Raw genomic sequence first — 10,830 nt, 5'->3', positions numbered from 1 at the left:
ACCTGATGCACTGCATAGGATCATCCCCACCCGGGGAACACGGCAGCCACAGCCGCCACACGCACTCGCAGGACGTCACAAACGTATCACCCGTCCCACTCCCGCGCGCCATTACGGCACAATCGACACGATCCTGAAACAATAGGGGCATGTCGAACGACTCGCGTGAAAACCTGCAGGGTACGGATGGCCGGGATGCGGCCGACCTGACGGCCGCCGCTGGGCAGGCCGTCTCGGAGCCGACTGCCGCTGGGCAGGCTGTCCCGGAGCCGACCGCCGCTGGGCAGGCCGTCTCGGAGCCGACCGCCGCTGCGGCGGTTGACGCGCCCGCCCAGGGGGCCTCGGCCTCGGCGATGGGTGGTGCGCAGGACGGTGTTGTCCTGGTTGCCTCACCGACCCGTGACCAGCAGGGATCGAACAGTCAGAACCAGCGGCCGACGCCTCGCCACACGCAGGGCGAGGTCGTGATCGCGCCGCCTTCCGCCCAGATGCCTATGAGCGAGCCGCGCCCCTGGTATCGTTCGCGCCGTTCTTTCGCCGCGAAGGGTGGCGGCGGCAAGGTCCTGGTCGCAGGCCTGGGCCTGACCTACACGGACCACGCGACGGGTGCGGTCCTGCTGGCGAACGTGGATATGGGCTTCCGCGCGCACACGCTGAGCGCCATCCTGGACCCGACGGGCCGCCGAGCCCGCGCCCTGTTCCTGATCCTGGCGGGTCTCGAGGAGCCGCAGGCCGGCCGCATTGTCGCGGCGCCGTCTCGCTCGTGGGCCGCGCGTCTGGCGGGCCGCATCGGCTCGGTGGCGCTAATCCGCACGGATTCCCCGCTGGATGAGACCCTGACGATCCGCCAGAACATCCTCGCTCCCCTGTCGGCGACGGGTTCGATCGCGGACTGGGACAACCTGGTGGGTTCCCTCCAGGTGACGGGTCTGGCGCAGCGCGTGGACCTGTACCCCTCTGAGCTGACGGAATGGGAGCGTTTCAAGGCGCTCATTGCCCGCGCGATCGTGTCCGGCGCCGAAGTCTTCCTCATCGAGGATCCGGTTTCCCTGCCCGCCGAGGCGCGCGCCGAGCTGGGACCCCTCCTGCGGGCGCTGACAAACGCGGGTTGCGCGGTCGTCGTGTCGACGCCGTCCCCGGAGCTTGCCGCGTCCACGGACCGTGCGATTCTGCTCACGAACGGCCGAGTGTCCCTCGACGCCCCTGCCCCGACGCCCGCGATCATCGCGACCGCCCTGGAGGCCAACCCCGAGGACACCAGCGCTCTCCTCGCTATCGGCCCTTCCCCCTTCGACGAGGTCGTGGCTGGCTCCTCCGCGTCCGCTTCCTCCTCGGCCCCGGTCCGCCGCTCGATCGGCGTCGCCGCAGGTGGACAGGCGCTTTCCTCCGGGGACGCCGCGGCGGACGAGACGGCGCTCATGGCGCCGATCGGCGCGGACGAGGCCTCGGACGAGGACCGCTCGGACGCGTCGGTGCGCAACATCCCCGAGGTTGACGCCGACGACCCGGCACTGGCCGAGGATGAGGTCTCCGACCTGGTCGTGCGCGCCCGCAAGATCCTGTCGGATCTGCCGGGCTCCATCGCGCCGAAGGAGTAGCGTACGGGTCACTGCGAGCCGCCTCCCTTCGTGAGAGACTAGGTTTATCCTGCGAGGCGCTGCCTCGCTACCCCCGCACCCCGCACGCGCAGGAGTCCCCATGACCCAGTCCATCCCCCAACCCGGGCAGTTCCCGCCGCCCGCGGCCCCCGCACCGCACGCGCCGCAGCACGCTGCGCCCGCCCCCGAGGCACGCCCCAGCATCGGCAGCCTCGTCGCGCTGGTCACCAGCCAGCTGTCGGGCATCGTGCGCGATGAGATCGAGCTCAACAAGACGAAGGCGCGCGCTTTCGCTGCCAAGAGCGGTAAGGGCGCCGGCCTCCTCGTGACGGCCGCCGTGTTCGCTCTCTTCCTGCTGGGGTGGACCCTCCACACGATCGAGGTCCTCCTGACCCTCGTGCTCCCGGCATGGGCGGCGTCGCTGATTGTCGTCGTCCTGCTGCTGGTGATCGTGCTGGTGCTGGCCCTGGCCGGTAAGAACGCCCTCCAGAGCGCGCAGAAGCACCGCCCGGATCCGGCCGCGTCCGTGGCCGCCACGAAGGAAGCCATCCAGAAGGGACTGGGCAAGTGAGCAACACCGTCGATCCTCGCACCGTGACCGTCGGCGAGAACGCCGCCGCGCCCTCCGGTCCGCGCACCGAAGAACAGATCCAGGCTGACCTCGAGCGTCAGCGCGCCGAGCTGGCCGCCACGATCGATCAGCTGTACGCGCGTGTCCAGCCCGCCGCACTCGCCCAGGAGGCGAAGGAAGAGGCGACCGTGCGCTTCGAGTCTCTGAAGGAGTCCGCGTCGCTGACCCTGCAGGACGCGATCGGCGGCAACACGGAGGCCATCAAGAAGGTCGCCATCGTCGCCCTGTCGACCGTGGGCGCTATCGGCGTTCTGGTTCTGCTGGCCACCCGCAAGCCTCGCCGCGCCCGCCGTCACGCCCGCCGCATCGGCCGCGAGGCCACCAAGCAGACGCTCGCCGCGCTCGCGAAGCTCGACGAGGCCCTGGAAGCCTGACGCTTCGACCCATCCTGACGTTCCCCTCGCCCGGGCATGATGCTCGCGCGAGGGGTACGTGTTTGTGCGCGTTCCACCTCCAGTAACCGCGTTCACACGAATGAGCTGTCTGGGCCGCTTTTCCGCGGGCTTCCGCGCATCCGTACGCGACGGGCCGCTACGCTGTTCGCGCAAAAGCTGATCCAAGGTGAGGTCAAGGCCCGTCTTTAGCTATGATGGACCCACGAAACATTTTGAACACCCAGGGAACCGCTTGATGCGGACCCGAACGACGCGGAGGGGGTCGACGCCATGGGGCGCGGCCGTCAAAAGGCTAAGCAGATGAAAGTCGCTCGGAAGCTGAAGTATTTCAGCCCCGACACCGACCTAAACGCACTTCAGCGCGAGCTGGCGGATGAGGACTCGTACACGGCGAATACCGCTGTGGACGAGCCCGAAGAGGACGATGCAATCGACGACGACCTCTACTCGAAATACGCCGACTTCGCGGATATCCCGGCAGAGGACGACGACATCGACCCGAAGCAGCTCGATGAGTCCTTCTGGACGGGTGGTTCCTCCACCAAGTAACGGCTCAGCCATCCGGCGGATCGGGCACCGGTCCGCCGATTTGGCGTGCCCGGGTGAGCCGACGCGCGCGTTCTCGGAGGTCGCGCGACCGGGCCCGGCCCCGCAGGCGTACGCTCCTTGACGAGGCCTCGGTTGCCCAGGCTCGTCGACCGCGCTCCGCTGCAGTCCCGCTGAGAGTGAGGGCCGAGGCCACCCCGGCCTCGGCCCTCCCACTTTCGATCAGACGGACGAGCGGGGTCAGCCGACGCGGTACTCGCCGTGCATGAGCACGGCGCCTGCCTGCACGCCCTTCGTGCCGGAGATGAGGCGCACGCCGGACGAATCGGCGCTCAGGTCGTCGATCGGGCCGAAACCCTCCACGGTCGCATCCGTGCCAAGAGTCGTGACGGAGCCCAGGACCCACGCGGCCACCCCGGCCTCGTTGATAGCGGCCAGGACCTCGGAGGCCACGGAGGCCGACACGACGGCGACCATCCCGACGCCCAGGTTCAGGGAGTCCTCCATGCCGACCCAGGTGACGTCGCCGCCGCGGCGCACCCAGTCGAACACGGCGGGAACGGTCCACGTGGAGCGGTCGACGGTCGCCACCGCGCCAACAGGCAGGACGCGCGACAGGTTCGCGGCCAGGCCGCCACCGGTCACGTGCGAGTAGGCGTGAATCCCCTCGACGCCGAAGCGCTCGACCAGGTCCAGGCACAGGCGCGTGTACAGGCGGGTGGGCTCGAGGAGCTCCTCGCCGAGGGTGCGGCCGAACTCGGCCACGTGGGACTCCAGCGAGGCGCCGACGCGGGAGACGACCGAGCGCACCAGCGAGTAGCCGTTAGAGTGCAGGCCCGACGACGCCATGGCGATGACAACGTCGCCGCCCGTCACACGCTCCGGGCCCAGCAGCTTGGAGGCATCCACGACGCCGGTCGCGGCGCCCGCGATGTCGTAGTCGTCGGGCTCCATGACGCCCGGGTGCTCGGCGGTCTCGCCGCCGATGAGGGGCGTGCCCGTGGCCTCGCAGGCGCGCGCGATGCCGGTGACGATGGCGGCGATGCGCTCGGGGACCACGTGCCCGCAGGCGATGTAGTCGGTCATGAGGACGGGGCGCGCGCCGATCACAACGATGTCGTCGACGACCATGCCGACCAGGTCCTGACCGATCGTGTCGTGCACGTCCATGGCCTGCGCAATCGCAATCTTCGTGCCCACGCCGTCCGTGGAGGTCGCAAGCAGCGGCTTCTCCATGCCCAGCAGCGCGGAGGCGTCGACCATGCCGGCGAATCCGCCGGTCGCACCCAGGACGGTGGAGTCGTGGGTGGCGGCCACCGCGCTCTTCATCAGCTCGACGGCGCGGTCGCCCGCCGCCGTGTCAACTCCGGCGGTCGCGTAGTCCAGGGGGGTGTCGGTCATGGGTGGTGCCTTTCGCGGGTGGCGCTCGACGAGGCCGTGGTCGTGTTTTCGGGACAGGTGAAACGCCCGCGGCGCAGGGGTTGCGTGCGGGCGTGGGGGTTAGCAGGGGGTGGCTTCGGGGGTTCCGGGCACGGGCGTCCCTGCGGGGATCGTCTCGGGGTATGCGCCCGTGAAGCAGCCGATGCACAGGGACGTGCCCTGTCCGGTGGCACCAACCATGCCGTCGATCGACAGGTAGGCCAGGGAGTCGGCGCCGATGGAATCGCGCACCTGTTCGACGCTCATGGACGAGGCGATGAGCTCAGCGCGCGTCGGGAAATCGATACCGAAGAAGCACGGCCACAGCACCGGCGGGGAGGAGATGCGGATGTGCACCTCGGCGGCCCCGGCCTCGCGCAGCATCCTGACGAGCGCGCGCTGCGTGTTACCGCGCACGATCGAGTCGTCGATGACGACCAGGCGCTTGCCTTCGATGACCTCGCGCAGGGGGTTGAGCTTGAGGCGGATGCCCAGCTGGCGCAGCGACTGCGTGGGCTGGATGAAGGTGCGGCCCACGTACGCGTTCTTCACGAGGCCCTGGGCGAAGGGAATCCCGGATTCCTGCGCGTAGCCGATCGCGGCGGGCGTGCCCGAGTCGGGCGTGGGGATCACCAGGTCCGCCTCGATGGGGTTCTCGCGCGCCAGGGCAGCGCCCATCTCGTGGCGCGCGGCCACGATGCGGCGCCCGCCGATCGTCGTGTCGGGGCGGGCCAGGTACACGTACTCGAAGACGCAGGTGTTGGAGCGGCGCACGGCGAAGCGGCGCGAGTGCACGCCCGACGCGTCGATCGAAATGAGCTCGCCGGGTTCGACCTCGCGCACGAAGGTCGCGCCGCACAGGTCCAGGGCGGCGGTCTCGGAGGCGACGACCCAGCCGGAGGCCAGGCGGCCGAGCACGAGCGGGCGGTAGCCGTGCGGGTCGCGCGCGGCGTACAGCGTATTCTCGTCCATGAAGACCAGGGAGAACGCGCCCTTGATGCGCGGCAGCACCTTCAGGGCGGCGCCGACGAGGGGCGCGGGCTCGGGATCGGTGATCGACGAGGCCGGGGCGGCCTCGTCCCCATCGGTCTCGGAAGGCGTCACGGACGGAGACGCGATGAAGGGGGTCGGCCCCGGGATCCGGTCGGCCATGCCCAAAAGCGCGGTCACGAGGGAGGTGTCAGTGGAGGCGCCGCGTTCGAAGTCCTCACCGTCGTCGGCGATCTCGACGGCCAGCGCTCGCAGCTCGACCGTGTTGGTGAGGTTGCCGTTGTGGGCCAGGGCGAGCGTGCCCGTGGGGGTGGGGCCCAGCGTCGGCTGGGCGTTGCGCCACACGTCCGCGCCGGTCGTCGCGTAGCGGACGTGGCCCAGAGCGATGTGGCCGCGCAGGCCCTGCAAAGACTGCTCGGAGAACACCTGCGAGACGAGGCCCTGATCCTTATACACGAGGATCTGCTTGCCATTCGACGTCGCAATACCGGCGCTCTGTTGGCCGCGGTGTTGCAGGGCATAGAGGGAGAAGTAGGTCAGGCGGGAAACGTCCTCGCCCGGGGCCCATACTCCGAAGACCCCGCAGTGATCATGCGGGTGATCGTCTCCGAAGAGTTCCTGGTCGGACAGTGTCATGTCTGGCTGCGAGACGGGAAGCACGCTCTCACTCTCCCACACTTTTTCCCTCCTCGTGGCACATTTCCACGTTGCGGTGAGCACATGCAAGCTCGGCCAGACCCACCGCGGAGCGCGTAATTGCGCACGCTTTGCCTGGGAATTCGGTCGCTGCGTGGTCGAGGTGACACAATGGAGTGCAGCAATCTTGAGGAGGAAACGTGGCCAATCCGACGCTGAGCGCCATCATGTGGGGACTCGCCCTGCTGGTGAGCGCCCTGGCCGTCCTGTCGTTCGCGCGAGGCCTGACCCACATGTGGCGCACGGTCTCGGCGGGCACGCCCGACCCGGGGCGCCTCGGCCCCGTCAGCAAGCGAGCGTGGGGTGTCGTCTCCGCGGCCCTCACCCACCGCGAGTTCAAGGGGCGCCCGTGGATCAAGGCGGCCCACTGGCTGGTCATGGTCTCCTTCCCGATCCTTTTCCTCACGCTGGTCACGGGCTACGCCCAGCTGCGCGTCCAGACCTTCACGCTGCCCCTCCTCGGCCATTTCGCTCCGTGGGAGTGGCTGACCGAGGTCTTCGCGTGGGGCGGCCTGGCGGGCATCATCCTCCTCATGATCGTTCGCCAGCGCGCCGGGCGCGGCACCGCTGCGGAGGCGGCCCTGTCCAACGACGATCCCGACGGCGCTGCCGCTGCGGCCGACCCGGAAGGCACCCCGCCCTCGTCCCTGACCCGCCCCCACCCGCGCGATTCCTCCCCGCGCGGCCTGGCCTCCCGTTTCCTGGGTTCGACCCGCTGGCAGGCGCTCTTCGTCGAGTGGGTGATCCTCATCGTGTGCGCGTGCGTCGTGGCCCTGCGCGGCCTCGAATACGCGCTGTTCAGCCTCACGCCGGGCCTCGAGGCCCACGCGACCGCCCTGCACTTCCCGCTCACCGCCTGGCTCGGCGCGCTCTTCGCGGCCGCCGCTTCCTCCTCGGCCGCCTCGCTGGCGAACGCGATCGTGCTGGTCAGCGCCCTCAAGGTCCTCACCTCCATGGCCTGGCTGACGGTCGTCGGCATCCAGACCGGCATGGGCGTCGCCTGGCACCGCTTCGTCGCGATCCTCAACCTGTACACGCGCCGCAACGCCGACGGCACAAAGTCCCTGGGACCGGCCGACCACATGCTGATCGACGGCAAGCCCGTCACCAGCGAGGACGACTTTGACGACGTCCCCGAAGACACGGTCCTCGGTGTGGGCACGATCGAGGACTTCTCGTGGAAGGCCCGCCTGGACCTGTACTCGTGCACCGAGTGCGGCCGCTGCCAGGAGCTGTGCCCCGCGTGGAACACCCAGAAGCCCCTCTCCCCCAAGCTGCTCATCATGGGCCTGCGCGACCACATGGAGTCCGCCTCCAACGTGCAGATCGTCGAGCAGGAGGAGGGCCACCAGAAGCTGGGCGACGGCGAGGTCCTCCTCGACAAGGGCGTGCCGGCCTCGCCGCACTCCTTCGACCTGGTCTCTGCCCTGTCCCTGTCGGGCGCAACCGGCCCCGAGGGCGTCTCCGCGGTCACCGCTCCCCTGGTCCCCGAGGTCGTCTCCGAAGAGGTCCTGTGGGACTGCACGAACTGCGGCGCCTGCGTCGAGCAGTGCCCCGTCGACATCGAGCACATCGACCACATTCTCGACCTGCGCCGCCACCAGGTCCTCATGGAGGGCGCGTTCCCCCGCGAGCTGGGCCGCGCCTTCCGCGGCATGGAATCCAAGGCGAACCCCTACAACCAGCCCGCCCGCAAGCGCATGGAGTGGGCGAAGAAGCTGGACTTCGACATCCCCGTCGTCGGCGAGGACATCGAGGACGCCTCCGAGGTTGACTACCTGTTCTGGGTGGGCTGCGCGGGCGCCTACGACGACACGGCGAAGAAGACCAGCGCCGCCGTCGCCGAGCTGCTGCACACGGCGGGCGTGTCCTTCGCGGTCCTCGGCTCGGGCGAGTCCTGCACGGGCGACCCGGCCCGCCGCGCCGGCAACGAGGCGCTCTTCCAGATGCTGGCCGCCCAGGCGATCGACACGCTCACAGAAGCCAAGCCCCAGAAGATCGTCGTCTCCTGCGCGCACTGCTTCAACACGATCGCGGGCGAGTACCCCGAGCTGGGCGGCTCCTTCGACGTCGTCCACCACACGCAGCTCCTCAACCGCCTGGTGCGCGACGGCCTGCTCACGCCGGTGGCCCCCACCGCCTCATCTGCTTCCGCTGCCTCTGCGGACTCCGCGGGCGCGGACACCACGGACGAGGCCGGGGCTGACTCCGCGGGCAACGCTCCCTCGGTCGGGGCGCCCCTGAAGGTCACCTACCACGACGCGTGCTTCCTGGGCCGCCACAACCGCGTCTACGAGCCGCCGCGCGAGCTCGTGGGCTCCCTGCCGAACGTGGAGCTCGTCGAGATGCCGCGCAACCGCGACCGCGCAATGTGCTGCGGCGCGGGCGGCGCGCACGCCTGGTTCGAGGAGACGCGCGGGACCCGCATCGCGGATGCCCGCATCGTCGAGGCCGCGGCCACGGGCGCGGACGTCGTCGCGACGGCCTGCCCGTTCTGTTCCCAGATGCTCGGCTCGGCCTCGGGCACGTCCGCCGGTTTCGTCTCCTCCGACGCCGCCGACCAGGGCGGGGCGACCAACGAGGCCACCCCGGCCTCGTCGACGACCGCGAGCGGAAAGCTGCCCGAGGTGCGCGACGTGGCCGTCATGCTGCTGGAGTCCGTCAAGCGCGGGCAGTAGTCACAGGCCCCAGACACAGTGCGGCCCCGCAGGAAAACCTGCGGGGCCGCACTGCGACGTTTGAAAGGATCAGTCCTCGACACCAACGATGACGTTGGAGGCCTTGATGACGGCGACGGCCTTGGAGCCGACGGTCAGGCCGAGCTCCTCGATGGCGGCGTTCGTGATCGACGAGGAGATGACCAGGCCGGGGGCGACCTCGATCTTGACGATGCCGTTCACGGCGCCCTGAGAGACCTCAACGACGGTGCCGGGGAGCTGGTTGCGTGCAGAGAGCTTCATGGTGTGCCCTTTCGTATGAGCTGGAGTGCGAACACAGACACCCTAGCGGGTAGGATACGCGCCGTCTACAGGTGGCTACTCGTCGTCCTCCTCGTCGGTGACCTCCGCCAAGCCGACGAGGAAACCATCCTCGTCGATGACGTTGCCACCCACGAGCGTCGCGATCAAGCCAGCGGCCTTCTCCACGTCCTGCGTCGAGCGCAGGCGCTCCAGGCGAGCCGTGCGGCTCATCGAGGACGCGCCGGGCGTCGGGGTCAGGCCGGGCAGCCAACGAACCTGATATTCGATGATCGCGCCCGTCGTCCACGGCTCCCAGCGCAGCACGCGCGGGGGCGTGGGGACCGCGTGGACCTCAATCATCATGTCGGAGCGGTTACCGATCGGGCTCATCAGCGCGTAGCCGTCGACGACCTGCGGCTCGTTGCGTTGGGCCTCCAGCTCCTCGCGAGCCTTGGCGATCTTAGAGGCGATGTCCTCGCGAACAGGCCCCAGCTCCGCCTTCAGTTTCTCGATATGCGCGGCCTGCGCGGGGCTGAGCGCGGGAGCCTCGGGAACGTCGGGGACGATGTCGCGCGCGTCCTTCATCTGCTCAAATCCGGCGCGCTCGCGCATCGCAGTCAGCAGGTCCTCGGGATTAATCCACCGCGGCGAGTACACCGTCAAGTTCACCGCCGAGTCGGCGTCGGGAACCATGACGTAGCCGCTACCCGCGATGCGCATACCCCCGGCCAGGCGGCGCGCCATACGGTTCAACGCCTCGAGGACAAGGTACTCCAGACCGATGGGCATCCCCTCGGGAAACGCCTTCGCCCACTCACCCATCACCGCGCTCGGCTTGTCCTGCGCACGCGAGACCGGGCAGCGCAGGATCCACGCGTTCGTCAGCATGGACGGGGTGCCCAGCTCGGCGCGCGTCGGCTGATCGAGCGACCACGGGCCCTCAAGCTCAGCCTCGGACGACAGGCGCAGGCGACCCGGGGCGATCCAGCTGGCCTCGTCCCACATGGAGATCGCGAGGGCCTCCAGCTCGGCCGGATCCACCGCCTCGGACACCAAGAGGAGGTGATTACTCAGCGCCTCGTCCAGGTCGATGACACCCGCGGGTTCACTCACCTCGATGGCGGCGGCGATCGGCGCGGCGGCCTCGGCCCCCGTGACCTCACCATCGGCCGCGATCTGGAAGGCGTGCTCCGTCGTGGTCATCCCCACCAGCGAGGCGTGCGTCTGCGTGAGCGGGTTGCCCGTCACGGCCGTGAGCAGCGGGTCCGCGAAACTGGGACGCGCGCTCGCCATGCGTTCCTTGAGGGAACGCCTCACGGGCGCGGGCGGGGGCTCGTCGCCCCGGTTGGTGACCTGGTCGGGGCGCGGCGTCATACCCGGCAGGGCGACGCCGGTGATCACGCCCGTACGCGTCGTCGTGGACTGATTCTCTCTCCCTTGTGCGCCCGGGGCGGGCACACCGGACGGAGGCGTCGGCGGAGGAGGCGCGGTCGGCGGAATATCCCCCGCTTCGGGAGGAGGCGGAGCAGCCAGGGAACGATCGCTAGGTGCTGGTGGCGGAGGCGCCGCCGGAGGCAGGCCTGCCGCTTCCGGCG

The 10,830-nt window shown here is 69.6% G+C and carries 9 protein-coding genes; 5 read left to right on the top strand and 4 right to left on the bottom strand.

Going from position 1 to position 10,830, the window contains the following annotated elements; genetic code table 11:
- Nucleotides 1–149 precede the first annotated feature (149 nt).
- The 4 genes from O3669_RS05520 to O3669_RS05505 all read left to right on the top strand — a co-directional run bounded on the left by O3669_RS05520 (nucleotide 150) and on the right by O3669_RS05505 (nucleotide 3,173).
- Nucleotides 150–1,598 carry a hypothetical protein gene (locus tag O3669_RS05520; protein ID WP_371523951.1) on the top strand — a complete coding sequence of 483 codons (1,449 nt, stop codon included), beginning with the start codon at nucleotides 150–152 and terminating at the stop codon, nucleotides 1,596–1,598.
- 100 nt (nucleotides 1,599–1,698) lie between these two features.
- Nucleotides 1,699–2,169 (top strand): phage holin family protein, encoded by a 471-nt coding sequence (locus O3669_RS05515; protein ID WP_371523950.1) that lies wholly within the window; start codon nucleotides 1,699–1,701, stop codon nucleotides 2,167–2,169.
- Nucleotides 2,166–2,603 (top strand): DUF3618 domain-containing protein, encoded by a 438-nt coding sequence (locus O3669_RS05510; protein ID WP_371523949.1) that lies wholly within the window; start codon nucleotides 2,166–2,168, stop codon nucleotides 2,601–2,603. Before O3669_RS05515 ends, O3669_RS05510 begins: the two co-directional genes overlap by 4 nt.
- Nucleotides 2,604–2,894: 291 nt before the next feature.
- Complete coding sequence (locus O3669_RS05505) at nucleotides 2,895–3,173, top strand: DUF3073 domain-containing protein (RefSeq protein ID WP_291452084.1); 279 nt, start codon at nucleotides 2,895–2,897, stop codon at nucleotides 3,171–3,173.
- Nucleotides 3,174–3,410: 237 nt separating this feature from the next.
- Here the strand turns inward: O3669_RS05505 and purM are convergent, their stop codons facing one another.
- Both purM and purF read right to left on the bottom strand, forming a co-directional pair.
- On the bottom strand, nucleotides 3,411–4,571 hold the full coding sequence (purM, locus tag O3669_RS05500; protein WP_371523948.1) for a phosphoribosylformylglycinamidine cyclo-ligase: 1,161 nt from the start codon (nucleotides 4,569–4,571) through the stop codon (nucleotides 3,411–3,413).
- Between the two features lie 99 nt (nucleotides 4,572–4,670).
- A complete protein-coding gene (purF, locus tag O3669_RS05495) occupies nucleotides 4,671–6,239 on the bottom strand; it encodes an amidophosphoribosyltransferase (RefSeq protein WP_315283274.1) in 1,569 nt (522 codons plus the stop codon).
- 176 nt (nucleotides 6,240–6,415) lie between these two features.
- Here purF and O3669_RS05490 point away from each other — a divergent pair, with 176 nt between their 5' ends.
- On the top strand, nucleotides 6,416–8,953 hold the full coding sequence (locus tag O3669_RS05490; RefSeq protein WP_371523947.1) for a (Fe-S)-binding protein: 2,538 nt from the start codon (nucleotides 6,416–6,418) through the stop codon (nucleotides 8,951–8,953).
- Between the two features lie 69 nt (nucleotides 8,954–9,022).
- Here O3669_RS05490 and O3669_RS05485 read toward each other — a convergent pair whose 3' ends face one another.
- Together O3669_RS05485 and O3669_RS05480 are read right to left on the bottom strand one after the other, a co-directional pair.
- Complete coding sequence (locus O3669_RS05485; protein ID WP_004565611.1) at nucleotides 9,023–9,235, bottom strand: molybdopterin-binding protein; 213 nt, start codon at nucleotides 9,233–9,235, stop codon at nucleotides 9,023–9,025.
- A gap of 75 nt (nucleotides 9,236–9,310) precedes the next feature.
- Nucleotides 9,311–10,636, bottom strand: a complete 1,326-nt coding sequence (locus O3669_RS05480) for a hypothetical protein (RefSeq protein ID WP_295966380.1) — start codon at nucleotides 10,634–10,636, stop codon at nucleotides 9,311–9,313.
- Between the last annotated feature and the right edge of the window lie 194 nt (nucleotides 10,637–10,830).

The organism is Pauljensenia sp. 20925_1_34 (assembly GCF_041432775.1).
GTDB lineage: Bacteria > Actinomycetota > Actinomycetes > Actinomycetales > Actinomycetaceae > Pauljensenia.
This window is presented reverse-complemented; position numbering and strand designations above follow the sequence as displayed.